Consider the following 23,806-nt stretch of genomic DNA (forward strand, 5'->3'; position numbering starts at 1 on the left):
GGCGCACGCAACGCTCCAGTAGAGTGGTCGCGAACGACGGCAGGGAGCGCGACACGCATCGTGCGCCTCCCGTGCGCCCTATGTCGCCACAGAACCTTCCTTCGATAGGCTGTACTGAATCCGCCCCGACGCAGAGCGCTCACCTCTGCGCGGCGTCGCCGTACTTCGCGTCACGGCCCCCGCGGTGTTCCGTACCTCTTCGAGCAATCTCACGTCTCACAAGGAGAGTCATCGAGCGATGGCCGGTCCAGCGTTCCGCGCCGCCGCCGTCCGAGTGCGCGTCCCCGCCTCGAGCGCCAATCTCGGTCCCGGCTTCGATGCCCTCGGCCTCGCCCTGGGGCTCTACGACGACGTGGTCGTCCGGGTCGCCGACTCCGGTCTCCATGTGGACATCGCGGGCGAAGGCGCGGAAACCCTCCCGCGCGATGAGAGCCATCTGCTCGTACGGTCCCTGCGCACCGCGTTCGACCTGCTGGGCGGGCAGCCGCGCGGCCTCGAGGTGGTCTGCGCCAACCGGATTCCGCACGGCCGGGGCCTGGGTTCCTCGTCCGCCGCCATCTGCGCCGGGATCGTCGCCGCGCGCGCCGTGACGATAGGCGGCGCCGAAAGGCTCGACGACGAGGCGCTGCTGGAGCTGGCCACCGAGATCGAGGGCCACCCCGACAATGTCGCCGCCTGTCTGCTCGGCGGCTTCACCCTCGCCTGGACGGACGCGGGAGCCGCCCGGGCGATCAGAATGGACCCAGCCGATTCCATCGTTCCGGTGGTCTTCGTCCCCGGGAAGCCGGTGCTGACGGAGACCGCCCGCGGACTGCTGCCGCGGACCGTCCCGCATGTGGACGCGGCGGTCAACGCGGGGCGGGCGGCCCTGCTCGTGGAGGCCCTGACCAGGCGTCCCGAGCTGCTGCTCGCGGCGACGGAGGACCGGCTGCACCAGGAATACCGCGCTCCGGCGATGCCCGAGAGCGTGCGCCTGGTGAACCGACTGCGCGCGGACGGCGTCCCCGCGGTCATCTCCGGCGCGGGGCCGACGGTGCTCGCGCTGGCCGAGGACGGTGCGGCCGACAAGGTCGCACGGCTGGCGGGCGAGGGGTGGGCGGCCAACCGGCTGGCTCTCGACGCAGGGGGGGCCAGTGTCCTGCCGCTCACCTGACACAGCGGCCCGGGGACGCCCCCGGACCCTGGGAAATTCGATGTGCCGGTCTTGGAGAGGGGGAATGTTTGTTGGATCCGGTAGTGTTAACCTCAAGTCTGCACTTGATGCCTCTTGGATGTACTCGGAGGCGCGGTGCTCAGTGTCCCCATCCGGGACCACCCTTCTTCCGGGAGCCTCCCCCACTGCCTGAGCAGCCTGCCTGAGCAGTAGCGAGCACGCTCCGGAATCGGCGTGGCGGATCCAAGTGAGCCTTCCTCCGCGTCGGAACCAAGAAATTCTCTCTCCGCCGTACCCGGCGGACCACCGCCCCGGCCCCGGTCCTCAAGAGAAGGACCACAGCCGGACAGCACAACCGGTCGCCGAGCCAGACAGGCCGACGCCCGCTCCAGGGAAGGACCCTTCGTGAGCGACACCACCGATCTGATGGGCGTGAACGCCTCCGGCACCTCCGACAGCGGTGTCGGCAATGCCGACGCGCCCGCTACGGACGCTCCCGCCGCGCCTGCCACCGGTGCTGCCACTGGCACTGCCCCGCGGCGACGCCGCTCGGGCACCGGCCTTGACGCCATGGTCCTGGCCGAGCTGCAGCAGCTCGCCTCGAGCCTCGGCATCAAGGGCACCGCGCGGATGCGCAAAGGCCAGCTGATCGAGGTCATCAAGGAGAAGCAGGCCACCGGCGGAGCCCAGGGCTCCGAGGCCGCCCCGTCCGCAGCGGAGGGGGTGACCAAGCCGAAGCGCCGCGCCACCTCCAAGGCCCGTACGGGCGACGACAGCGACGACGCCGCCGCGGACAAGGCCGAGAAGGCCGACAAGGCCGAGAAGTCCGTCGCGCAGCAGCAGATCGACATCCCGGGCCAGTCCGGTGAGCCCGCCGCCGATGAGCAGCCGGCCGGTGAGCGCCGCCGCCGTCGGGCGACCGCGCCCGCGACGAGCGCCGCCGAGTCCGGTGGCACGGCCACCGCCGTCGACACCAAGACGGAGGCCCGGACCGATGTCGGCGCTTCCGCCAAGGCCGAGACCAAGGCCGACGCGAAGGCCGAGGCCGCTGTGGACAGCGCCGAGGGCAAGGGCGCCAAGGGCGGCGACCGTCAGGACCGCGGCCAGAAGGGCGACCGCCGGGAGCGCGGCGGTCAGCGCGACCGCGGCGACCGCGACCGTGGCGACCGCGACCGTGGCGACCGCGACCGTGGCGACCGCGACCGCGGCGACCGCGGCGACCGGGACCGCCGCGGTGCCAAGGGCGACGACGGCCAGCAGGGCGGCCGCCAGCAGCGCGACGGGCGTGGCCAGGGCCAGCAGCGCCCCGATGAGACCGACGACGACTTCGACGGCGGGCGCCGCGGGCGCCGCGGCCGCTACCGTGACCGCCGTGGCCGGCGTGGCCGCGAGGACTTCGGCAATGAGCCGCAGGTGGCCGAGGACGATGTGCTGATCCCGGTCGCGGGCATCCTCGACATCCTCGACAACTACGCGTTCATCCGGACCTCCGGCTACCTGCCGGGTCCGAACGATGTGTACGTCTCGCTCGCCCAGGTCCGTAAGAACGGTCTGCGCAAGGGTGACCATGTCACCGGTGCGGTCCGCCAGCCGCGCGACGGCGAGCGCCGCGAGAAGTTCAACGCGCTCGTCCGTCTCGACTCGGTCAACGGCATGGCGCCCGAAACCGGGCGCGGGCGCCCCGAGTTCGGCAAGCTGACGCCGCTTTACCCGCAGGACCGCCTGCGGCTGGAGACCGAGGCCGGCGGGCTGACGACCCGGATCATCGACTTGGTCGCGCCGATCGGCAAGGGCCAGCGCGGTCTGATCGTGGCCCCGCCGAAGACCGGTAAGACCATGATCATGCAGGCGATCGCCAACGCGATCACCCGCAACAGCCCCGAGTGCCATCTGATGGTCGTTCTCGTCGACGAGCGTCCGGAAGAGGTCACCGACATGCAGCGGTCGGTCAAGGGCGAGGTCATCTCCTCGACCTTCGACCGTCCGGCCGAGGACCACACCACCGTCGCCGAGCTGGCGATCGAGCGGGCCAAGCGCCTGGTCGAGCTGGGTCATGACGTGGTCGTGCTGCTGGACTCGATCACTCGTCTGGGCCGTGCCTACAACCTGGCGGCGCCCGCCTCCGGCCGCATCCTGTCCGGTGGTGTCGACTCGACCGCGCTCTACCCGCCGAAGAAGTTCTTCGGCGCCGCGCGCAACATCGAGGACGGCGGCTCGCTGACCATCCTGGCCACCGCGCTGGTCGAGACCGGCTCGCGGATGGACGAGGTGATCTTCGAGGAGTTCAAGGGCACCGGCAACATGGAGCTCAAGCTCGACCGGAAGCTCGCCGACAAGCGCATCTTCCCGGCGGTGGACGTCGACCCGTCCAGCACCCGTAAGGAAGAGATCCTGCTGGCTCCCGATGAGCTGAGCATCGTCTGGAAGCTCCGCCGGGTGCTGCACGCGCTCGACTCGCAGCAGGCCATCGAGCTGCTGCTGGACAAGATGAAGCAGACGAAGTCGAACGCCGAGTTCCTGATGCAGATCGCCAAGACCACGCCCACTCCGGGCAACGGCGACTGAATCGGACACGCTCCGTAGCCGAAGGGCCTTCCCACCATGGTGGGGAGGCCCTTCGCCATGAGATCTGAACCACAGTGGCCGGACCCGTCACGGACCGGCCGCTGTGGCGTTATCACGCGCGAAAGTGCAGGTGAGAGCGGTAAGGCGGACGAAGGGGACGAACGGCGCTGTGGCCGCCCCACAAGAAAAACCGAGGAACTCGGTATGCAACCCTGGCGCTCGGCCTTCCATCTGTCAGGTCAAGACAACCGACGCCACGCCTGACCGTGACGGCAGGGGGTACCCGGGGACACAGAGGGACTGAGGAGCACATGGCAGAGGACTTCAATGGCACACCGGTGAACCCGGGCCGCCACCGCGCCCGCGGCGCCGCCGGCGGCCGCCGCCGCAAGGGGCCCAGCACGCGCCGTAGGACCGTGCACTACGTGGTGTGGACGCTGGCCGCGGTGCTGGTCCTCGGCGGAGCCGGTCTGGGCTATCTCTACTTCAAGCTCAACGGCAACCTGACCGGCGTCGACGTCAACGCCGCCCTCGGCCCCGACCGCCCCAAGAACGTCGACGACGGGTCGATGGACATCCTCGTCCTCGGCTCCGACTCCCGGGCCGGCAAGAACGCCAAGTACGGCACGGACGAGGGCACCTCCCGCTCCGACACCGCGATGATCGTCCACGTGTACAAGGGCCACAAGAAGGCCAGCGTGGTCAGCATCCCGCGTGACACCCTCGTCAAGCGCCCCTCCTGCGCCAAGGGCGGTCAGCAGACCCCCGCCATGCGGGAGGCCATGTTCAACAGCGCGTACGAGGTCGGCGGCCCGGCCTGCACCGTGAAGACCATCGAGTCCATGACGGGCATACGCATGGACCACTTCCTCGAGGTCGACTTCTCCGGCTTCAAGCAGCTCATCAACGATCTCGGTGGCGTCAACATCACCACCACCGCCTCGATCCACGACAAGAAGAGCCACCTCGATCTGGAGGCGGGCCCGCACACCCTCGACGGGGAGCAGTCCCTGGGCCTGGTGCGGACCCGGCACGGCATCGGCGACGGCAGCGACCTGGGCCGGATCAAGCTCCAGCAGGCGTTCGTCAAGGCGCTGCTCGACCAGATCAAGCACGTCGATCTGTTCGGCAACCCGCAGAAGCTGTACGACCTGGCGGACACCTCCACCAAGGCGCTCACCACCGACTCGGACCTGGCCTCGGTGAGCAAGCTGAGGGGCTTCGCCGAGAGCCTCAAGGGCATCGGCTCGGGCGATATGAAGATGACGACGCTGCCGGTGCAGTACGACCCCCAGAACCCGGCCCGGGTGCTGCCCATGGAGCGCAAGGCCCACCTGATGTGGACGGCGCTGCGCAACGACCAGCCCATCCCGGCCTCCGCCACCAAGGGCTCGGCGGGCGACGCCACCAGCGCGGGCAAGGTCGTCAAGTAACGGGGGGCCCGCCGGACGCGGCGGCGCGGACGGGGCCCCGGGAATAACCGGGCCCCACCCCCGGTTTTGGGGTATACGGCCAGTGCTGGCAGACTGGACCGTCGGTCCCGGTTCACGACAGGCAACCCGCCCGTCGACCCGGTGCCCTCCCGAACCTAGGAGAATCCCTTGAAGCGCGACATCCACCCCGAGTACGTCGAAACGCAGGTCAGCTGCACCTGCGGCGCGTCCTTCACCACCCGTAGCACCGTGAGCGGCGGCGCGATCCGTTCCGACATCTGCTCCGAGTGCCACCCGTTCTACACGGGCAAGCAGAAGATCCTCGACACCGGTGGCCGTGTGGCGCGGTTCGAGGCCCGCTTCGGCAAGAAGGCCGGGTCCGCCAAGAAGTAGCGACCCGCACGGCGCCGGTCTTCGGTCGCCCCTTCCCTGGGGTGACCGGACCGGCGTTTTGTCGTCACCGGCCTTTCCGGCTCTACCGGCACCACCCCACGCAGACCACCCAGGGAGCCCTGATGTTCGAGGCTGTCGAGGAGCTCATCGGCGAACACGCCGACCTCGAGAAGCGGCTCGCCGACCCCGCGGTCCACGCCGACCAGCGCGAGGCGAAGCGGCTCAACAAGCGCTACGCCGAGCTGACCCCTATCGTCTCGGCGTACCGCTCCTGGAAGCAGACCGGGGGCGATATCGAGACGGCCCAGGAGCTGGCGCAGGACGACTCCGACTTCGTGGCCGAGGTCAAGGAGCTGGAGCTGCGGCGCGAGGAGCTGACCGACCGGCTGCGCCTGCTGCTCGTCCCGCGCGACCCGAGCGACGACAAGGACGTCATCCTGGAGGTCAAGGCGGGCGAGGGCGGGGAGGAGTCGGCCCTGTTCGCGGGCGACCTGCTGCGGATGTATCTGCGCTACGCCGAGCGCGTCGGCTGGAAGACCGAGATCCTCGACGCCAATGAGTCCGACCTCGGCGGCTACAAGGACGTCCAGGTCGCGGTGAAGACCAAGGGCGGGAACGGCGCCACCGAGCCCGGCCAGGGCGTCTGGGCCCGGCTGAAGTACGAGGGCGGGGTGCACCGCGTGCAGCGCGTGCCCGCCACCGAGTCGCAGGGCCGTATCCACACCTCCGCCGCCGGTGTGCTGGTCACGCCCGAGGCCGAGGAGGTCGAGGTCGAGATCGGCCCCAACGATCTGCGGATCGACGTCTACCGCTCCTCGGGCCCCGGCGGCCAGTCCGTCAACACCACCGACTCCGCGGTGCGCATCACCCACCTGCCCACCGGCATCGTCGTCTCCTGCCAGAACGAGAAGAGCCAGCTCCAGAACAAGGAGCAGGCGCTGCGCATCCTGCGCTCGCGGCTGCTGGCCGCGGCCCAGGAGGAGGCCGAGCGGGAGGCGTCGGACGCCCGCCGCAGCCAGGTCCGCACCGTCGACCGGTCCGAGCGGATCCGTACGTACAACTTCCCGGAAAACCGGATCTCGGACCACCGGGTCGGCTTCAAGGCGTACAACTTGGACCAGGTGCTCGACGGCGAGCTCGACCCGGTCATCCAGGCGTGCGTCGACGCCGACGCGGCCGCCAAGCTCGCGGCCGCGCAGTAAGCACGCGCCAGGATAGCTCTGTGCCCTTGTCCGGACCGGCTGGAGGAATTCAGTGAATGTGCTGCTCGCCGAGGTGGCCCAGGCCACTCAGCGGCTGGCCGACGCGGGCGTGCCCTCTCCGCGCTTCGACGCGGAGGAGCTCGCCGCCTTTGTGCACGGCGTCAAGCGGGGTGAACTGCACGGCGTCGTCGACGCCGACTTCGACGCCCGCTACTGGGAGGCGGTCGCCCGCCGCGAGGCCCGCGAGCCCCTGCAGCACATCACCGGCCGCGCCTTCTTCCGCTATCTGGAGCTCCAGGTCGGGCCGGGGGTCTTCGTGCCCCGGCCGGAGACCGAGTCGGTGGTGGGCTGGGCCATAGACGCGGTCCGCGCCATGGACGTCGTCGAACCGCTCATCGTCGATCTGTGCACCGGCTCCGGGGCCATCGCCCTCGCGCTGGCGCAGGAGGTGCCGCGCTCCCGGGTGCACGCCGTGGAGCTGGACGAGGGCGCCCTGCGCTGGGCCAGCAAGAACGTCGAGGGGTCCCGCGTCGTTCTCCACCACGGAGACGCGTTGACGGCGCTGCCGGAGCTCGACGGGCAGGTGGACCTCGTCATCAGCAACCCGCCGTACATCCCGCTGACCGAGTGGGAGTACGTCGCGCCGGAGGCCCGCGACCACGACCCCCAGCTCGCGCTCTTCTCCGGTGAGGACGGCCTCGATGTGATCCGCGGCCTTGAGCGCACCGCCCACCGGCTGCTGCGCCCGGGGGGCGTGGTGGTCATCGAACACGCAGACACCCAGGGCGGCCAGGTGCCATGGATCTTCACGGAGGAGCGTGGCTGGGCGGACGCCGCCGACCACCCCGACCTGAACAAACGGCCCCGGTTCGCCACCGCGCGGAAGGCCATGCCGTGACGGCGGCACCGCACCACACATTGGCCACGTACGAGGAGGTCCGTTAGATGGCACGGCGATACGACTGCGGGGATGCGACCGACCGCAAGACCGGCCTGCGCGAGGCCGCCTCCGCCGTCCGCCGCGGCGAACTGGTCGTGCTGCCCACCGACACCGTCTACGGGATCGGTGCGGACGCCTTCAACGCCGAGGCGGTCGGCGATCTGCTGGAGGCCAAGGGCCGCGGCCGGAGCATGCCGACCCCCGTCCTCATCGGCTCCCCGAACACCCTGCACGGCCTGGTCACCGACTTCTCCGAACAGGCGTGGGAGCTCGTCGACGCCTTCTGGCCCGGCGCGCTCACCCTCGTCGCCCGCCACCAGCCGTCGCTCACCTGGGACCTCGGGGAGACCGGGGGCACCGTCGCGGTCCGGATGCCGCTGCACCCGGTCGCGATCGAGCTGCTGACGGACTTCGGCCCGATGGCGGTCTCCAGCGCCAACCTCACCGGACATCCGTCCCCGCAGGACTGCGACGCCGCCCAGGACATGCTCGGCGACTCCGTCTCGGTCTACCTCGACGGCGGGCCGACCCCCGCCGCCGTACCGTCCTCCATCGTCGACGTCACCGGCAAGGTGCCGGTGCTGCTCCGCGCGGGCGCGCTCACCGCCGAGCAGCTCCGCGAGGTCGTACCCGACCTCGAGGTGGCCAATTGACCACCCCTGAGACGGGGCGTGGCATAGCGGAACACCGGGCGAAGAACGCCGAGACCTCCTTCCGCATCCTCCACGTCAGCACCGGCAATGTCTGCCGCTCGCCGATCACCGAGCGGCTGACCCGGCATGCTCTCACCCACCGCCTCGGGAACGCCCGCACCAGCGGTCTGATCGTGGAGAGCGCCGGCACCTGGGGCCATGAGGGCGCCCCCATGGAGGCGCACGCCGCGACCGTCCTGACCGACCTCGGCGCCGATCCGGCCGGCTTCCTCGGCCGCGAGCTGCTGGACGAGCACGTCATCCGCGCCGACCTCGTGCTGACCGCGACGCGCGACCACCGCGCCCAGGTCATCTCGATGGGCCACTCGGCGGGCCTGCGCACCTTCACGCTCAAGGAGTTCACCCGGCTGGTACGGGCCATAGACCCCGCGACGCTGCCCGATCCGGAGGAGGCGGGCGGCGTGGTCGAGCGCGCCCGCGCCCTGGTGCAGGCGGCTGCCGCGCTGCGCGGCTGGCTGCTGGCCCCGACCGAGGAGGCGGACGAGGTGCACGATCCCTACGGCGCGCCCATCACCTTCTTCCGCTCCATCGGCGACGAGATCAACCAGGCCCTGGATCCGGTTGTGACGGCACTGACGGGGTTTCCCGCCCCCGCGTAGCCCTTGGGCGGGCCGCGGAGCCGCCCAGCGCCGCTGGGGCTGGTGTGGCAGCGCCCGGCCCGGACTCGTGACATGAGCCCCCATGAGCCCCACATGGGCCGTCGGCTCGGCACCGCCGGACTCCGCCGTGCTGGTCGCCCGCCGTCGCGGCGGGCAGTACGCGCCCGGTAGGGCGGGCCCCCGTGGCTCTGTGCGGGCGCGCACGGCGCGCGCAGACGGCTTCCCGGGCCTACCTTGGGGGTGACAGCCCGACGACCCCTCCCAAGGCTGTGAGCATGCCATGGCCGTCACCCCCTGGGGCCCGGATTTCGACGCGCTCGCCCGCCAGGACCCCGAGCTCGCGGGCATCATCCTGAGCGAGGCCGAGCGCGTCTCCAGCGGGCTGCAGCTGATCGCCGCGGAGAACTTCACCTCGCCGGCCGTGCTGGCGGCGCTGGCCTCGCCCCTGGCCAACAAGTACGCCGAGGGCTATCCCGGCGCCCGCCACCACGGCGGATGCGAGGTGGTCGACATCGCCGAGCGGGTCGCCATCGACCGGGCGAAGGCCCTGTTCGGCGCCGAACACGCCAATGTGCAGCCGCATTCGGGCTCCTCGGCGGTGCTCGCCGCCTACGCCGCGCTGCTGCGGCCCGGCGACACCGTGCTGGCGATGGCGCTGCCGCACGGCGGCCATCTCACCCATGGCTCCCGGTCCAATTTCTCCGGCCGCTGGTTCGATTTCATCGGCTACGGCGTCGATCCGGCCACCGGACTGATCGACTACGACGAGGTGCGCGGTCTCGCGCACGCGCACCGGCCGAAGGCGATCGTCTGCGGTTCCATCTCCTATCCCCGCCATCTCGACTACGCCGCGTTCCGCGCCATCGCGGACGAGGTGGGCGCGTACCTCATCGCCGACGCCGCGCACCCCATGGGCCTGGTGGCCGGGAAGGCGGCGCCGAACCCGGTGCCGTACGCCGACGTCGTGTGCGCGACCACGCACAAGGTGCTGCGCGGACCGCGCGGCGGGATGCTGCTGTGCGGCGCGGAGCTCGCCGAGCGGATCGACCGGGCGGTGTTCCCGTTCACCCAGGGCGGCGCCCAGATGCACTCCGTCGCCGCCAAGGCCGTCGCCTTCGGCGAGGCCGCCGCGCCCGCCTTCACCGCCTACGCCCAGCGGGTCGTCGCCAACGGCCGGGCGCTCGCCGACGCCCTGGCCGAGGAGGGGCCGACGGTCGTCACCGGGGGCACCGACACCCATATCATCACCGCGGACGTCTCCCCGCTGGGCCTGGACGCACCCACCGCACGGGCCCGCTGCGCCGCCGCCGGGATCGTGCTCGACATCTGTGCGCTGGCGTCCGCCACCGAGCCCGGCGGCTGCGTCAAGGGGCTGCGGCTGGGCAGCGCGGCGGTGACGACGCAGGGCATGGGGGAGGACGAGATGGCACGGATCGCCGCGCTGCTCGGGATCGCGCTGTGCGAGGAGGAGACGGCGCCACGGATGCGGGGCGTGCGCGCGGAGGTCAGGGAGCTGACGGCCGGCTTTCCCCCGTATCCGGCATAACCGTGTTTCCGCCTACCGGTGCCGTGTGTGGTGGCCGATCACCGCGACCCGGGAGTTCCGCGCGTACAAGACCCCGGACCTGCCGTTCGGGCCGGCGTACACGAAGTTCACCCACACCATGTCCGCCCAGATGGAGTGGGCATGGCAACGCCCCGCGGTCAACAGGAGGCCCTGGTCTTCCTCCAGCACGGGGTGCGCAGCGTATCGGTCAGTTACGCACAGCAAACGCACGCCGGACAGGACCGGGAAGCGGTGGCGGCGCTGCGCAGGCTGTGCGGCGAACTGCTGCCCACCGACGACTGGCACGTGGTGGTCTACGCCTACATGGGGCTGTACCCGCGGACCGAGCACGGGGCCTACCGGCTGCTCGGGCAGGCGGCCGAGCCGGCGGTGGCGAGCGGGGCCGAGCGGCTGATCGTCAAGACGGTGGCCGAATCCCGGCGCATTCCGACGATCGAGGAGAACGTCAGCGCGCTGGAGTACGCGGGCCGGGTGGCCGCCCGGCCCGGTCCCGCGCCCCACAGCGCGCCCGGCCCCGTGGCCGACACCCAGACCTACCGGGAGGCGGCGGCCCTCACCGAAGCGGTGCTGAATCTTCACCCGGACATCGGAACGGCCCTGCTGCGGGCCTTCCGGGCCGGATATCTGGACAACCCGTATTGTCTGCACCCGGACAACCGGGGGGAGACCCGCAGCTACATCGGCGGCAACGGCCGGCTGCTGTGGGAGCGGACCGGTTCCCTGCCGATCGGGGACATCGCCGGGGCACGGCGTGCGCGGCGGGTCACCTCGGCGGGGCTGCTGGAGGACCTGTCGTACATGCGCAGAAGGTTCGACGAGGTGCCGGTGGAGCACCGGGCGCCCCAGCCCGTCCCGGGCACATCGGGAACCGGAGCAGGCTAGGGTGAGGTCTTCTAGGGTGTGGCCCTGATCTGCCCTCACGACTTCTGGGGAATAGGTGCGTGAATACCTGCTGACTCTGTGCATCACGGCCGCGGTGACGTATCTGCTGACCGGGCCGGTGCGGAAGTTCGCCGTCGCGGCCGGCGCGATGCCGGAGATCCGTGCCCGCGATGTGCACCGCGAGCCCACTCCGCGGCTCGGTGGCATCGCCATGTTCGGCGGGCTGTGCGCGGGGCTGCTGGTCGCCGCGCACCTCAGCAACCTCAAGGACGTCTTCGAGCTCTCCAACGAGCCGCGGGCGCTGCTGTCCGGTGCCGGACTGATCTGGCTGCTCGGGGTGCTGGACGACAAGTGGGGCGTGGACGCGCTGATCAAGCTCGGCGGCCAGATGATCGCCGCGGGTGTGATGGTGCTTCAGGGTCTGACCATCCTGTGGCTGCCGGTGCCCGGTGTGGGACCGGTCTCACTCACGCCCTGGCAGGGCACGCTGCTGACGGTCGCTCTGGTCGTCATCACCATCAACGCGGTCAACTTCGTCGACGGTCTCGACGGTCTGGCGTCCGGCATGGTGTGCATCGCCGCCGCCGCGTTCTTCATGTACGCGTACCGCATCTGGTACGGCTACGGCCTCGAAGCCGCCGCCCCCGCGACCCTGTTCGCCGCCATCCTCATGGGCATGTGCGTGGGCTTCCTGCCGCACAACATCCACCCGGCGCGGATCTTCATGGGCGACTCGGGCTCGATGCTCATCGGGCTGGTGCTCGCGGCGGGCGCCATCTCCATCACCGGCCAGGTGGACCCCGACGCGATGAAGCTGTTCTTCCACGGGTCCAAGACCGCCGCGGTGCACGCCACCGTCCCGGTCTACATCCCGCTGCTGCTGCCGCTCACCGTCATCGCGGTGCCCTTCGCCGACCTGGTGCTGGCCATCGTCCGGCGCACCTGGCGGGGCCAGTCGCCGTTCGCGGCGGACCGCGGCCATCTGCACCACCGGCTGCTGGAGATCGGCCACTCGCACAGCCGGGCCGTCATGATCATGTACTTCTGGTCGGCGCTGATCGCCTTCGGCGCGGTGGCGTACTCGGTGAACACCGCCGGGGTGTGGTTCGTGCTCGCGATCGTCGCGCTCAGCGCGGTGGGGCTGGTTCTGTTGCTGATGCCCCGGTTCACCCCGCGGGTGCCGGGCTGGGCGGAGGCGTTCGTACCGCCCCGCTACCGGCGCGGCGAGCGGGCCGGGGCGGTGGCCGAGCGGATCGCGGAGCCGGAGGCGGCCGAGCAGTCCGCACCGGAGACGATCGCCCCCGAGGTGATGACGCCGCCGCCCGGGCTGAACGGGGCCACCGCGATCGGCGACCGGTCCGGCTTCACCCACCGGCGGAAGATCGGAACCTCGCGATAACGGCCCGCTTGGTCTCACCGAAGGCGTCAAGACGGTACACGTTCCATAACTCTTGCGTGTGACCTCCAGCACAGTTGACGGGTAAAGACCTCATCAAATAGTTTGTGATACCGTTCACTAAACCCGGTGCCCAGAGCCGCGGGACCGTAGTGCATCGGTCCATCATCGCGGGTCTCCCTCATGTCCGGGGATACGCTCGTCCACGACGAATCGTTGCTTCCGACTCTGCCGGAGAAACCCTTCATGCAGTCCAACGACGCCAGAACGCTGCTGAGTTGCGCAGTGCCCACCGCCGTGGTCGGGGTGGTCGCCGTCGCTGTCAGTTCTGTGCTCGCCGGTGGAAAGGGTGCGATCGGGGCCGCCTTCGGGGCGGTTCTGGTGGCCGCGGTCATGACGGTCGACCTGATCATCCTGGAGCGCACCGCCAAGCACCTTCCCCAGCTGTTCCAGATGATGGGGCTCGCGCTCTACATGGTGCAGTTCCTGCTGGTCGCCGTGGTGCTGGCCGTCTTCAGGGACACCACCTTGTTCAACACCAGGGCATTCGCCTTCTCCCTGCTCGCCGCGACGCTGACGTGGATCGCCGCGCAGACCCGCGCCCATATGAAGGCCAAGATCCTTTACGTGCAGCCGGAAGCCGAGGACGAACGTAAGCCCGAGGGGGCGAAGAAGGGTGCGCCCGCCGGGTCCGCATCGTGATTGGTAGGGCCGGTATAAGGGGGCGTCCGCTCACCTGCTATCGTCCGGTGCCATATGAGGCACGGCAGGCGCAGGTAGCTGAACCCCCGGTTTCCACGGGACGGAATCGGCGGCCCATGCAGCTGATGCCCTACACGCCACTCGGCCACACGCCGACCATGCACGCCCATATCCGTATGACCAGTCCAGTGCCGCTCCGTGGCCGTGTGCCGCGCCGACACAACGAGGTTGCCGTACCCATGCGCCACGCTGAAGGAGCTCGCGGTGAGTCCTGATCAGACGCTCGCCTTCGAGACCGATTGCCACATCTTCAACGGGTGCGGCTTCCCGGCCCCGGGGCTCCAATCGTTCACGTTCGAGCCGATCGCCACGATCGGCGGCATCGAGATCAACAAGCCGATACTGCTGGCTCTGCTGGGCACCGTTGTCGTCGTGGCCTTCTTCTGGGCCGCCTTCGGCAGGGCCAAGGTTGTCCCCGGCAAGCTACAGCTGGTCGGCGAGGCGGGCTACGACTTCGTGCGCCGCGGGGTCGTCTACGAGGCGCTGGGGAAGAAGGAGGGCGACAAGTACGTCCCCCTCATGGTCTCGCTGTTCTTCTTCGTGTGGATCATGAACCTCTGGTCGGTCATTCCGGTCGCCCAGTTCCCGGTGACGTCGATCATCGCCTTCCCGGCGGGGCTCGCCGCGCTCGTCTACATCCTCTGGGTGGGCCTCACCTTCAAGAAGCACGGCTTCGTCGGCGGCCTGAAGAACATCTCGGGCTACGACAAGTCGATCGGCCCGGTGCTGCCGCTCGTCATGGCCCTGGAGCTGTTCTCGAACCTCCTCATCCGGCCGTTCACCCACGCCGTCCGGCTCTTCGCCAACATGTTCGCGGGCCACGTCCTGCTGCTGATCTTCACCGTGGCCAGCTGGTACCTGCTGAACGGCATCGGTATCGCGTACGCCAGCGTCTCGTTCGTGATGGTCATCCTGCTGACCATGTTCGAGCTGTTCATCCAGGCCCTTCAGGCCTACGTCTTCGTCCTGCTGGCCTGCGTCTACGTTCAGGGCGCTCTCGCCGAGCACCACTGACAAGCCAGCCAGCACCCGTCCTAAAAGACGTCCGGTGGCCAACCCCCACCGGTCCGTGAAAGAGAAGGAAGAAACGGCATGTCCGCTCTCCAGACCCTCGCCGCAGACGCTGTCCAGATCAAGGGCAACCTCGGCTCGATCGGTTACGGCCTCGCGGCCATCGGTCCCGGCGTCGGCGTCGGCATCATCTTCGGTAACGGCACCCAGGCGCTCGCCCGCCAGCCCGAGGCGGCCGGTCTGATCCGCGCCAACCAGATCCTCGGCTTCGTTCTCTGTGAGGCGCTGGCCCTGATCGGTCTGGTTATGCCGTTCGTCTACCCGACCAAGTGACGGCGTAGCGCGAGCCGTTTTCGACGAAAGGCAATGATGTGAAAGCCCTGACACAGCTGGCGGCCGAGGGGGCACAGAACCCCCTCATCCCCGAGTGGCCGGAAGTTGTCATCGGCCTCATCGCCTTCGCCATCGTTTTCTTCTTCTTCGCCAAGAAGCTCCTCCCGAACATCAACCGGGTTCTGGAGGAGCGTCGCAAGGCGATCGAAGGCGGCATGGAGAAGGCCGAGGCCGCGCAGGCCGAGGCCCAGCAGGTCCTCGAGGACTACCGCGCCCAGCTCGCCGACGCCCGTCACGAGGCCGCGCGACTGCGCCAGGAGGCGCAGGAGCAGGGCGCCGCGCTCATCGCCGAGATGCGTGCGGAAGGCCAGCGGCAGCGTGAGGAGATCATCGCCGCCGGTCACGCCCAGATCGAGGCCGACCGGAAGCAGGCCGCTCAGGCGCTGCGCCAGGACGTGGGCAAGCTCGCCACCGACCTGGCCGGTAAGCTGGTCGGCGAGTCCCTCGAGGACGTCGCCCGGCAGAGCCGCACCATCGACCGGTTCCTCGATGAGCTCGAGGCGAAGGCGGCCGACGGCTCGAAGGCCGAGGCCGGCCGATGATCGGATCGAGCAGGGAGGCGCTGGCAGCCGCGCGTGAGCGGTTCGACGCACTGACGGACAACACCTCCGTCGACGCGACGAAGCTCGCCGATGAGCTGGCCGCCGTCACCGCGCTGCTCGACCGCGAGGTCTCGCTGCGTCGGGTCCTCACCGACCCGGCGCAGCCCGGCGAGGCCAAGGCCGAGCTGGCCGGGCGTCTGCTGCGCGGGCAGGTCGGCGGCGAGACCGTCGATCTGATCTCCGGCATGGTCCGCTCCCGCTGGTCGCGCTCGCGCGACCTCGCGGACGCGGTCGAGGAGCTGGCGAACACCGCCGACCTGGTGGCGGCCCAGCGGGCCGGCACCCTGGACGATGTCGAGGACGAGCTGTTCCGGTTCGGCCGGATCGTCTCCTCCACGGCCGAGCTGCGGGCCGCGCTGACCGATCGGGGCGCGAGCTCCGCGGCCAAGGCCGGACTGGTGCGCGAGCTGCTGGGCGGCCGGGCCGACCCGGTGACCGTGCGGCTTGTCGTCCGCCTTGTGACGCATCCGCGGGGACGTAGCCTGGAGGCGGGACTCGAAGCCCTCTCCAAGCTCGCCGCGGCGCGCCGGGACCGTATGGTCGCGGTCGTGACCTCGGCGGTGCCGCTCAGTGACCAGCAGAAGCAGCGTCTCGGTGCGGCTCTTGCGAAGCTGTACGGCCGCAAGGTGCACCTCAACCTCGATGTGGACCCGGAGGTCCTCGGCGGGGTCGCGGTGCGCATCGGCGACGAGGTCATCGACGGGACCATCGCGGATCGCCTCGAAGAGGCGGCCCGGCGGATTGCCGGCTGACCAGCCAACCAACTCAACAAGCATGTCAGCGGCCCGAGTTGGGCCGTAGTCAGACACTTCGGGCCCAACAAGGAGAGCAGGGAACCCAGATGGCGGAGCTCACGATCCGGCCGGAGGAGATCCGGGACGCACTGGAGAACTTTGTCCAGGCGTACCAGCCGGACGCGGCCTCGCGCGAGGAGGTCGGTACGGTCAGCGCTGCCGGCGACGGCATCGCGAGGGTCGAGGGTCTTCCCTCGGCCATGGCGAACGAGCTGCTGAAGTTCGAGGACGGCACCCTCGGCCTCGCCCTCAACCTTGAGGAGCGCGAGATCGGTGCGGTCGTCCTCGGCGAGTTCAGCGGCATCGAGGAGGGCCAGCCGGTGCAGCGCACCGGCGAGGTCCTTTCGGTCGCCGTCGGCGAGGGCTACCTCGGCCGCGTCGTCGACCCGCTGGGTGCCCCGATCGACGGCCTTGGCGAGATCGAGACCGAGGGCCGCCGAGCCCTCGAGCTGCAGGCCCCCACGGTCATGGACCGCAAGTCGGTGCACGAGCCGATGGAGACCGGCTACAAGGCCGTCGACGCGATGACCCCGATCGGCCGCGGCCAGCGTCAGCTGATCATCGGTGACCGCCAGACCGGCAAGACCGCGCTGTGCGTCGACACGATCATCAACCAGCGCGACAACTGGCGCTCCGGCGACCCGAAGAAGCAGGTCCGCTGCATCTACGTCGCCATCGGCCAGAAGGGCTCCACCATCGCCGGCGTGCGCGCCGCGCTGGAGGAGGCCGGTGCGCTGGAGTACACGACGATCGTCGCCGCCCCGGCGTCCGACCCGGCGGGCTTCAAGTACCTCGCCCCCTACACCGGCTCGGCCATCGGTCAGCACTGGATGTACCAGGGCAAGCACGTCCTGATCGTCTTCGACGACCTGTCCAAGCAGGCCGACGCCTACCGTGCCGTCTCGCTGCTGCTGCGCCGTCCGCCGGGCCGTGAGGCCTACCCGGGCGACGTCTTCTACCTGCACTCGCGGCTGCTGGAGCGCTGCGCCAAGCTCTCCGACGAGATGGGCGCCGGCTCGATGACCGGTCTGCCGATCGTCGAGACCAAGGCCAACGACGTCTCGGCGTTCATTCCGACCAACGTCATCTCCATCACCGACGGCCAGTGCTTCCTGGAGTCGGACCTGTTCAACGCCGGTCAGCGCCCGGCCCTGAACGTCGGTATCTCGGTCTCCCGAGTCGGTGGCTCCGCGCAGCACAAGGCCATGCGCCAGGTCTCCGGCCGGCTCCGGGTGGACCTCGCCCAGTACCGTGAGCTCGAGGCGTTCGCCGCCTTCGGCTCCGACCTGGACGCGGCCTCCAAGGCAGCGCTGGAGCGCGGTCAGCGCATGGTCGAGCTGCTGAAGCAGCCGCAGTACGCCCCGTACTCCACCGAGGACGAGATCGTGTCCATCTGGGCGGGTACCACGGGCAAGATGGACGACGTCCCGGTCGAGGACATCAGGCGCTTCGAGCGTGAGCTGCTCGACTATCTGCACCGTGAGCACAAGGGGCTGCTGACCAGCATCGTCGAGGGCGGCAAGATGTCCGACGACACCCTCCAGGCGCTCGGCGAGGCCGTCGACAGCTTCAAGCGGCAGTTCGAGACCTCGGACGGCAAGCTGCTGGGCGAGGGCTGAGCATGGGTGCCCAGCTCCGGGTCTACAAGAGGCGGATCAAGTCCATCTCTGCGACCAAGAAGATCACCAAGGCGATGGAGATGATCGCCGCCTCGCGCGTCGTCAAGGCGCAGCGCCGGGTGGCCGCGTCGAATCCGTACGCCAGTGAGCTCACCCGGGCGGTGGGCGCGGTTGCCACCGGGTCCACCACCCAGCACCCGCTCACCACCGAGTCGGAGAACCCGACGCGGGCCGCGCTGCTGCTCGTCACGAGCGACCGCGGTCTGGCCGGTGGCTACTCGTCCAACGTCATCAAGGCGGCCGAGCAGCTCACCGAGCGGCTTGTCGCGCAGGGCAAGGAGGTCGACGCCTACATCGTCGGCCGCAAGGGCGTCGCCTACTACGGCTTCCGTGAGCGCAAGGTCACGGAGTCGTGGACCGGCTTCACCGACAACCCGACCTACGCGGACGCCAAGAAGGTCGCGGGCCCGCTGATCGAGGCGGTCCTCAAGGACACGGCCGACGGCGGCGTGGACGAGCTGCACATCGTGTTCACCGAGTTCGTCTCGATGCTGACGCAGACCCCGGTGGCCGACCGGCTGCTGCCGCTCAGCCTCGAGGAGAAGACGGACGAGCAGGCGAAGAAGGGCGAGATCCTTCCGCTGTTCGAATTCGAGCCGTCGGCCGAGGACGTCCTTGACGCCCTGCTGCCGCGGTACGTCGAGTCCCGCATCTACAACGCTCTGCTGCAGGCCGCCGCATCCAAGCACGCGGCCACCCGGCGGGCGATGAAGTCGGCGACCGACAACGCCGAAGAGCTCATCAAGTCGCTCACGCGACTTGCCAACGCGGCCCGACAGGCCGACATCACCCAGGAAATCAGCGAGATCGTCGGTGGCGCGAGTGCTCTGGCCGACGCCTCTGCGGGGAGTGACTGACACTATGACCACCACTGTTGAGCCGACCGCTGTGGCCACCGGCCGCGTCGCGCGGGTCATCGGCCCGGTCGTCGACGTGGAGTTCCCCGTCGACGCCATGCCGGAGATCTACAACGCGCTGAAGGTCGAGATCGCCGACCCCGCCCAGGAGGGCGCGAAGAAGATCCTGACCCTCGAGGTCGCGCAGCACCTCGGCGAGGGCCTGGTCCGCGCCATCTCCATGGAGCCCACCGACGGCCTGGTCCGCCAGGCTGTGGTGACCGACACCGGAGCCGGCATCACCGTCCCGGTCGGCGATGTCACCAAGGGCAGGGTGTTCAACACCCTCGGCAAGATCCTCAACGACCCCGAGGCCGAGTCCGAGGTCACCGAGCGCTGGTCCATCCACCGCAAGGCCCCGGCCTTCGACCAGCTCGAGTCCAAGACCGAGATGTTCGAGACCGGCCTCAAGGTCGTCGACCTGCTGACCCCGTACGTCAAGGGCGGCAAGATCGGACTGTTCGGCGGCGCGGGCGTCGGCAAGACCGTCCTCATCCAGGAAATGATCATGCGTGTGGCCAAGCTGCACGAGGGCGTTTCCGTGTTCGCCGGTGTCGGCGAGCGCACCCGTGAGGGCAACGACCTGATCGAGGAGATGGCCGAGTCCGGCGTGCTCCCGCAGACCGCACTGGTCTTCGGTCAGATGGACGAGCCCCCGGGCACCCGTCTGCGCGTGGCCCTGGCCGGTCTGACCATGGCGGAGTACTTCCGCGATGTGCAGAAGCAGGACGTGCTGTTCTTCATCGACAACATCTTCCGCTTCACGCAGGCCGGTTCCGAGGTCTCGACCCTGCTCGGCCGGATGCCCTCCGCGGTGGGCTACCAGCCGAACCTGGCCGACGAGATGGGCATCCTCCAGGAGCGCATCACCTCGACCCGTGGTCACTCGATCACCTCGATGCAGGCGATCTACGTCCCTGCGGACGACCTGACCGACCCGGCCCCGGCGACCACCTTCGCGCACCTCGACGCGACCACGGTGCTCTCCCGGCCGATCTCGGAGAAGGGCATCTACCCGGCGGTGGACCCGCTGGACTCGACGTCCCGGATCCTGGACCCGCGCTACATCTCGCAGGCCCACTACGACTGCGCCATGCGCGTCAAGTCGATCCTGCAGAAGTACAAGGACCTCCAGGACATCATCAACATCCTGGGCATCGACGAGCTCGGCGAGGAGGACAAGCTCACCGTCTTCCGCGCCCGCCGTATCGAGCGCTTCCTGTCGCAGAACACCCACGCGGCGAAGCAGTTCACCGGTCTTGACGGATCGGATGTTCCGCTGGACGAGTCCATCGCCGCGTTCAACGCGATCGCCGACGGTGAGTTCGACCACTTCCCGGAGCAGGCGTTCTTCATGTGCGGTGGCCTGGACGACCTGAAGAAGAAGGCCAAGGAGCTGGGCGTCTCCTGAGCCCCGCGCTCATGGGAGAGGGGTGGGCCCGGTCCCGCCCCTCTCCGAACGCCCGTTATTCTTTGACGAAAGCCCTGTCGTACCCGGCAGGTGGAGACCCGAGGAGCCACGTTGGCTGCTGAGCTGCACGTCGAGATGGTCGCGGCGGACCGTAGTGTCTGGTCCGGTACGGCCACCTTGGTGATCGCGCGCACCACATCGGGTGACATCGGCGTCATGCCCGGCCACCAGCCGCTGCTCGGTGTGCTGGAGTCCGGCCCGGTGACCATCCGTACGAGCGACCGCGGGACGGTCGTCGCCGCGGTGCACGGCGGCTTTATTTCATTTTCGGACGACAAGCTCTCGCTGCTGGCCGAGGTCGCGGAGCTGTCCGACGAGATCGATGTCAAGCGCGCGGAGCGGGCGTTGGAGCGTGCCAAGGCGGAGGCGGACGCCGCCGCCGAGCGGCGCGCCGATGTCCGGCTGCGTGCGGTGACGGGAGCCCACTGAGCCTGTCACGTACGGTCGATACCCTCAGCCGCGGACCTCGCTGGAGCTCTCTTCAGCGATCCGCGGCTGAGGCGATGCAGGTGCGGTTTTTCCGGATGACGCGAGGAGGTCGGTGAAGATGGTCCTCGCTCTGCTTGTGAGCGGCGTGGTCGTCGCGCTGGTGGTGGTGGGGCTCTTCGTCTTCGGTCTCCGGCGGCGGCTGATCCAGCGGTCCGGCGGAACCTTTGACTGTTCGCTTCGCTGGGGCGCGCCCCCACCGGAGTCCGAGCCCGAGCCCACCGGCAAGGGGTGGGTGTACGGGGTCGCCCGTTACAACGGTGACCGGATCGAGTGGTTCCGGGTCTTCTCCTACGCGCCGCGGCCCCGCCGGGTGCTGGAGCGCGCCTCGATCGAGGTGCTGGAGCGGCGTACGCCCAAGGGCGAGGAGGAGCTCGCGCTGCTCTCCGACGCGGTCGTGCTCGCGTGCCGGCACAGCGGCACCCGGCTGGAGCTCGCGATGAGCGACGACGCCCTCACCGGCTTTCTGGCCTGGCTGGAGGCGGCGCCCCCCGGCCAGCGCGTCAACGTCGCGTAGGGCCTCAGGGCCGTTCGCCCGCTACACCCCCAGCTCCTGGGCCAGCACCGCGGCCTGGACCCGACTGCGCAGCTCCAGCTTGCCCAGCACCCGGCTGACATGGGTCTTCACCGTCGCCTCCGCCATCGAGAGCCGCACCGCGATCTGCGCGTTCGACAGCCCCTGGCCGAGACAGCCGAGCACCTCCCGCTCGCGCGGGGTGAGCGTGGCCAGCACCGACGGATCGGCCGCGCCCGGGGAGCGCCGGTCCCGGGGCCGGGTGAACTCCGCGATCACCCGGCGGGTCACCGCCGGGGCGATCAGCCCCTCACCGCGCGCCACGGTGCGGACCGCGTCGATCAGGCCCGCCGCGTCGCTGTCCTTGAGCAGAAAGCCGGCCGCCCCGGCGCGCAGCGCCCAAAAGACGTACTCGTCGAGGTCGAAGGTGGTCAGCACCAGGACGTCGGCGAGCTGCTCGCCGACCACCTGACGGGTGGCCTGGACCCCGTCCAGGCGCGGCATCTGCACATCCATCAGCACCAGATCGGGGCGGAGCGAGCGGGCCAGGTCCACCGCCTGCCGGCCGTCGTCGGCCTCGCCGACCACCTCGATATCGGGCGCCGACCCCAGGATGAGGACGAGCCCTGACCGCACCGAGGCCTGGTCCTCGGCGACGAGCACCCGGATCGGCGACGACGCGGCGGACGGCCGGGTCACGGCGGCTCCTGGTCGGTGAGCGGTCATGGCTGAGGTGCGCCCTCGTACCCGAGCGGCAGCGCGGCCCGGACCCGCCACACGGTCCCCCAGGGGCCGGTGACCGGGCCCGCGTCGAGGGTGCCGCCGAGCAGGCTCACCCGCTCGCGCATCCCGATCAGCCCGGTGCCGGAGCCGGGCGCCCGGGGGACCGGACTCTCGCCGTACGGGCTGGTGACGCTGACCTCCAGCGGGCCGCCCGTGACATGGGACAGCGTCACGTCCACCCGGCCGGGCGCGGCGTGCTTGAGGGCGTTGGTCAGCGACTCCTGGACGATGCGGTACGCGGCGAGCTCGACCGGGGCGGGCAGCGGGGCGGCGTCGCCGGGCCGTTCGTCGCACAGCCGGAACTCCTGGCCGCCGGTGCGTGCCTGTTCCAGAAGGGTGTCCAGCGCGTCCAGGGTGGGCGTGGCGGCCGGTTCGTCCTCGTCCCCGGCGTCGCGCAGCAGCCCGATCAGCCGGCGCATCTCGGCGAGGCCCCGCACGCTGTTCTCCCGGATCACACCGAGCGCCTGATCGGTCGCGGCGGGGTCGCCCAGGGAGAGCGCGGCCGTGGAGTGGATGGCGATGGCCGAGAGATGGTTGGCCACCAGGTCATGGAGCTCGCGCGCCATCCGGGCGCGCTCGGCGGTGACCGCCTCCCGGCGGTCCAACTCGGCCAGCAGCGCGGTCTGCTCGGCGCGCAGCCGCTCGGTGGCCGCGGTGTCCCGATGGCCGCGGATGATCCATCCGGTCCAGGCCGGGGTCAGCACGACGAGCCCGAAGGCCACGCCGATCAGCAGCGAGACGGCCGTACGGAAGATCACCAGCGGTACGACGGTGGCCGCCACCGTCAGATAGACGGTGGCCTGCGGGATGCTGCGGGCCGCCCTGGGTGTCCCGTACACCACGGCCGCGTACAGCACGTCGGTGAACATCAGCACGGTCGCGATCAGTGAGCCGCTCGTCTGGTCGACGGCGAGCGCGACGGTGGCCAGCGGCAGCGCGACGGCGGGCGCGGTTCTGCGCAGCAGCTCGGCGCCCGCCATCACGGTGAGCGGAACCAGTGGCAGGGCGTCCGGCAGCCGGGGGAACCAGTCGTTGTTGACCAGCCCGAGCGACCACAGCACCACCCCGCCGAGCAGCCCGCCGAGGCCGATCAGCACATCGTCGCGGTGCGGACGCGGCGGGAGGCGCGGACGGGACGGCATGGCCCCATCCCACCACGCGGCACGGGCCCGGTGGATCCGCTCGCGGGTGGGCGCGGACGGGGCGCGCGTACATCGAAGGATGCAGTCCCGTCTCATCGCCGCCGACGACGCGACGGCCCGGACCGCACGGGATGGTGAGGGGGAGCGAAGGGAGCACGCCGTGATTGTCGCGCTGATCATCGCCTGTGAGGTCGGCTCGTTGCGGGACCGGCGGTCGAGAACGCTCTTCGTCATCGGCGTCAACGTGGTCATCGCCCTGAGCTACACGCTCTGGCCGAAGCGGGAGCGAGCCGGTTCCACCGAGCGGTAGCACGGCATATCGGCGGCACCCAGGACAGAGCATCAGCGCCCGGACCCGGCGGTCGGCGATGCCGCGCAGCGAGTCCCCGAGCAGTGCCCCGCCGCCCGTGTGGTGCCGCGCCGGGCGGTG

The 23,806-nt window shown here is 70.1% G+C and carries 23 protein-coding genes and 1 pseudogene; 22 read left to right on the forward strand and 2 right to left on the reverse strand.

What is annotated here, in order from left to right; translation table 11 throughout:
* The first annotated feature begins 238 nt into the window (after positions 1 to 238).
* The 21 genes and pseudogenes from thrB to ABZS71_RS01580 all read left to right on the forward strand — a co-directional run bounded on the left by thrB (position 239) and on the right by ABZS71_RS01580 (position 21,454).
* Positions 239 to 1,153, forward strand: a complete 915-nt coding sequence (gene thrB / locus ABZS71_RS01480) for a homoserine kinase (RefSeq protein ID WP_355857116.1) — start codon at positions 239 to 241, stop codon at positions 1,151 to 1,153.
* A gap of 405 nt (positions 1,154 to 1,558) precedes the next feature.
* On the forward strand, positions 1,559 to 3,718 hold the full coding sequence (gene rho / locus ABZS71_RS01485; RefSeq protein ID WP_356206581.1) for a transcription termination factor Rho: 2,160 nt from the start codon (positions 1,559 to 1,561) through the stop codon (positions 3,716 to 3,718).
* Positions 3,719 to 4,029: 311 nt separating this feature from the next.
* Entirely contained in the window at positions 4,030 to 5,151 is a 1,122-nt protein-coding gene (locus tag ABZS71_RS01490; protein WP_356206584.1) for an LCP family protein, read from the forward strand.
* Positions 5,152 to 5,319: 168 nt separating this feature from the next.
* A complete protein-coding gene (rpmE, locus tag ABZS71_RS01495) occupies positions 5,320 to 5,544 on the forward strand; it encodes a 50S ribosomal protein L31 (RefSeq protein ID WP_355857107.1) in 225 nt (74 codons plus the stop codon).
* A 122-nt stretch (positions 5,545 to 5,666) separates the two neighbouring features.
* Positions 5,667 to 6,746 (forward strand): peptide chain release factor 1, encoded by a 1,080-nt coding sequence (prfA, locus tag ABZS71_RS01500; RefSeq protein ID WP_355857104.1) that lies wholly within the window; start codon positions 5,667 to 5,669, stop codon positions 6,744 to 6,746.
* 52 nt (positions 6,747 to 6,798) lie between these two features.
* Positions 6,799 to 7,644 (forward strand): peptide chain release factor N(5)-glutamine methyltransferase, encoded by an 846-nt coding sequence (gene prmC, locus ABZS71_RS01505; protein WP_355857101.1) that lies wholly within the window; start codon positions 6,799 to 6,801, stop codon positions 7,642 to 7,644.
* A gap of 47 nt (positions 7,645 to 7,691) precedes the next feature.
* On the forward strand, positions 7,692 to 8,339 hold the full coding sequence (locus ABZS71_RS01510) for an L-threonylcarbamoyladenylate synthase (RefSeq protein ID WP_355857099.1): 648 nt from the start codon (positions 7,692 to 7,694) through the stop codon (positions 8,337 to 8,339).
* Positions 8,336 to 8,998, forward strand: a complete 663-nt coding sequence (locus ABZS71_RS01515) for a protein-tyrosine-phosphatase (RefSeq protein ID WP_355857096.1) — start codon at positions 8,336 to 8,338, stop codon at positions 8,996 to 8,998. The genes ABZS71_RS01510 and ABZS71_RS01515 overlap by 4 nt, the downstream gene beginning before the upstream one ends.
* Before the next feature lie 280 nt (positions 8,999 to 9,278).
* On the forward strand, positions 9,279 to 10,544 hold the full coding sequence (glyA, locus tag ABZS71_RS01520; protein ID WP_356206586.1) for a serine hydroxymethyltransferase: 1,266 nt from the start codon (positions 9,279 to 9,281) through the stop codon (positions 10,542 to 10,544).
* A 165-nt stretch (positions 10,545 to 10,709) separates the two neighbouring features.
* Positions 10,710 to 11,447: pseudogene (locus ABZS71_RS01525) on the forward strand (methylaspartate mutase); the annotation flags it as partial.
* A 55-nt stretch (positions 11,448 to 11,502) separates the two neighbouring features.
* Positions 11,503 to 12,846: an MraY family glycosyltransferase gene (locus ABZS71_RS01530; protein ID WP_355846546.1), complete on the forward strand. Its 1,344-nt coding sequence runs from the start codon at positions 11,503 to 11,505 to the stop codon at positions 12,844 to 12,846.
* A 243-nt stretch (positions 12,847 to 13,089) separates the two neighbouring features.
* Entirely contained in the window at positions 13,090 to 13,545 is a 456-nt protein-coding gene (locus ABZS71_RS01535; RefSeq protein ID WP_356206590.1) for a hypothetical protein, read from the forward strand.
* Positions 13,546 to 13,809: 264 nt separating this feature from the next.
* Complete coding sequence (gene atpB, locus ABZS71_RS01540) at positions 13,810 to 14,619, forward strand: F0F1 ATP synthase subunit A (RefSeq protein ID WP_356206592.1); 810 nt, start codon at positions 13,810 to 13,812, stop codon at positions 14,617 to 14,619.
* 78 nt (positions 14,620 to 14,697) lie between these two features.
* The gene (locus tag ABZS71_RS01545) at positions 14,698 to 14,949 is read left to right on the forward strand and encodes a F0F1 ATP synthase subunit C (protein WP_356206595.1); all 252 of its coding nucleotides are present in this window, start codon (positions 14,698 to 14,700) and stop codon (positions 14,947 to 14,949) included.
* 38 nt (positions 14,950 to 14,987) lie between these two features.
* On the forward strand, positions 14,988 to 15,551 hold the full coding sequence (locus ABZS71_RS01550) for a F0F1 ATP synthase subunit B (protein WP_356206597.1): 564 nt from the start codon (positions 14,988 to 14,990) through the stop codon (positions 15,549 to 15,551).
* Positions 15,548 to 16,363, forward strand: coding sequence for a F0F1 ATP synthase subunit delta (locus ABZS71_RS01555; RefSeq protein ID WP_355846561.1), 816 nt, complete (start codon positions 15,548 to 15,550; stop codon positions 16,361 to 16,363). The genes ABZS71_RS01550 and ABZS71_RS01555 overlap by 4 nt, the downstream gene beginning before the upstream one ends.
* An 89-nt stretch (positions 16,364 to 16,452) precedes the next feature.
* Positions 16,453 to 18,024 (forward strand): F0F1 ATP synthase subunit alpha, encoded by a 1,572-nt coding sequence (atpA, locus tag ABZS71_RS01560; RefSeq protein ID WP_355846564.1) that lies wholly within the window; start codon positions 16,453 to 16,455, stop codon positions 18,022 to 18,024.
* A 2-nt stretch (positions 18,025 to 18,026) separates the two neighbouring features.
* Positions 18,027 to 18,941, forward strand: coding sequence for a F0F1 ATP synthase subunit gamma (locus ABZS71_RS01565; RefSeq protein WP_356206600.1), 915 nt, complete (start codon positions 18,027 to 18,029; stop codon positions 18,939 to 18,941).
* 4 nt (positions 18,942 to 18,945) lie between these two features.
* Positions 18,946 to 20,391, forward strand: a complete 1,446-nt coding sequence (gene atpD / locus ABZS71_RS01570; RefSeq protein ID WP_356206603.1) for a F0F1 ATP synthase subunit beta — start codon at positions 18,946 to 18,948, stop codon at positions 20,389 to 20,391.
* A 111-nt stretch (positions 20,392 to 20,502) separates the two neighbouring features.
* Entirely contained in the window at positions 20,503 to 20,880 is a 378-nt protein-coding gene (locus ABZS71_RS01575; protein WP_355846572.1) for a F0F1 ATP synthase subunit epsilon, read from the forward strand.
* Positions 20,881 to 20,998: 118 nt separating this feature from the next.
* The gene (locus tag ABZS71_RS01580) at positions 20,999 to 21,454 is read left to right on the forward strand and encodes a DUF2550 domain-containing protein (RefSeq protein ID WP_356206606.1); all 456 of its coding nucleotides are present in this window, start codon (positions 20,999 to 21,001) and stop codon (positions 21,452 to 21,454) included.
* A gap of 21 nt (positions 21,455 to 21,475) precedes the next feature.
* Here ABZS71_RS01580 and ABZS71_RS01585 read toward each other — a convergent pair whose 3' ends face one another.
* Entirely contained in the window at positions 21,476 to 22,177 is a 702-nt protein-coding gene (locus ABZS71_RS01585) for a response regulator transcription factor (RefSeq protein ID WP_356206609.1), read from the reverse strand.
* On the reverse strand, positions 22,174 to 23,376 hold the full coding sequence (locus ABZS71_RS01590; RefSeq protein WP_356206612.1) for a histidine kinase: 1,203 nt from the start codon (positions 23,374 to 23,376) through the stop codon (positions 22,174 to 22,176). Before ABZS71_RS01590 ends, ABZS71_RS01585 begins: the two co-directional genes overlap by 4 nt.
* A gap of 79 nt (positions 23,377 to 23,455) precedes the next feature.
* Between ABZS71_RS01590 and ABZS71_RS01595 the strand changes: the two genes are divergently transcribed.
* A complete protein-coding gene (locus ABZS71_RS01595) occupies positions 23,456 to 23,686 on the forward strand; it encodes a hypothetical protein (RefSeq protein ID WP_355846584.1) in 231 nt (76 codons plus the stop codon).
* The last annotated feature ends 120 nt before the right edge of the window (positions 23,687 to 23,806 follow it).

The sequence above is a fragment of the Streptomyces sp. NPDC005393 genome, assembly GCF_040606675.1.
Classification (GTDB): domain Bacteria; phylum Actinomycetota; class Actinomycetes; order Streptomycetales; family Streptomycetaceae; genus Streptomyces.

What these genes read in the sequence shown, in the direction of transcription:
- thrB (WP_355857116.1), top strand. Translation starts at nt 239, where the DNA reads ATGGCCGGTCCAGCGTTCCGCGCCGCCGCCGTCCGAGTGCGCGTCCCC.
- ABZS71_RS01490 (WP_356206584.1), top strand. Translation starts at nt 4,030, where the DNA reads ATGGCAGAGGACTTCAATGGCACACCGGTGAACCCGGGCCGCCACCGC.
- prfA (WP_355857104.1), top strand. Translation starts at nt 5,667, where the DNA reads ATGTTCGAGGCTGTCGAGGAGCTCATCGGCGAACACGCCGACCTCGAG.
- ABZS71_RS01510 (WP_355857099.1), top strand. Translation starts at nt 7,692, where the DNA reads ATGGCACGGCGATACGACTGCGGGGATGCGACCGACCGCAAGACCGGC.
- glyA (WP_356206586.1), top strand. Translation starts at nt 9,279, where the DNA reads ATGGCCGTCACCCCCTGGGGCCCGGATTTCGACGCGCTCGCCCGCCAG.
- ABZS71_RS01535 (WP_356206590.1), top strand. Translation starts at nt 13,090, where the DNA reads ATGCAGTCCAACGACGCCAGAACGCTGCTGAGTTGCGCAGTGCCCACC.
- ABZS71_RS01545 (WP_356206595.1), top strand. Translation starts at nt 14,698, where the DNA reads ATGTCCGCTCTCCAGACCCTCGCCGCAGACGCTGTCCAGATCAAGGGC.
- ABZS71_RS01555 (WP_355846561.1), top strand. Translation starts at nt 15,548, where the DNA reads ATGATCGGATCGAGCAGGGAGGCGCTGGCAGCCGCGCGTGAGCGGTTC.
- atpA (WP_355846564.1), top strand. Translation starts at nt 16,453, where the DNA reads ATGGCGGAGCTCACGATCCGGCCGGAGGAGATCCGGGACGCACTGGAG.
- ABZS71_RS01565 (WP_356206600.1), top strand. Translation starts at nt 18,027, where the DNA reads ATGGGTGCCCAGCTCCGGGTCTACAAGAGGCGGATCAAGTCCATCTCT.
- atpD (WP_356206603.1), top strand. Translation starts at nt 18,946, where the DNA reads ATGACCACCACTGTTGAGCCGACCGCTGTGGCCACCGGCCGCGTCGCG.
- ABZS71_RS01580 (WP_356206606.1), top strand. Translation starts at nt 20,999, where the DNA reads ATGGTCCTCGCTCTGCTTGTGAGCGGCGTGGTCGTCGCGCTGGTGGTG.
- ABZS71_RS01585 (WP_356206609.1), bottom strand. Translation starts at nt 22,177, where the DNA reads ATGACCGCTCACCGACCAGGAGCCGCCGTGACCCGGCCGTCCGCCGCG.
- ABZS71_RS01590 (WP_356206612.1), bottom strand. Translation starts at nt 23,376, where the DNA reads ATGCCGTCCCGTCCGCGCCTCCCGCCGCGTCCGCACCGCGACGATGTG.
- ABZS71_RS01595 (WP_355846584.1), top strand. Translation starts at nt 23,456, where the DNA reads ATGCAGTCCCGTCTCATCGCCGCCGACGACGCGACGGCCCGGACCGCA.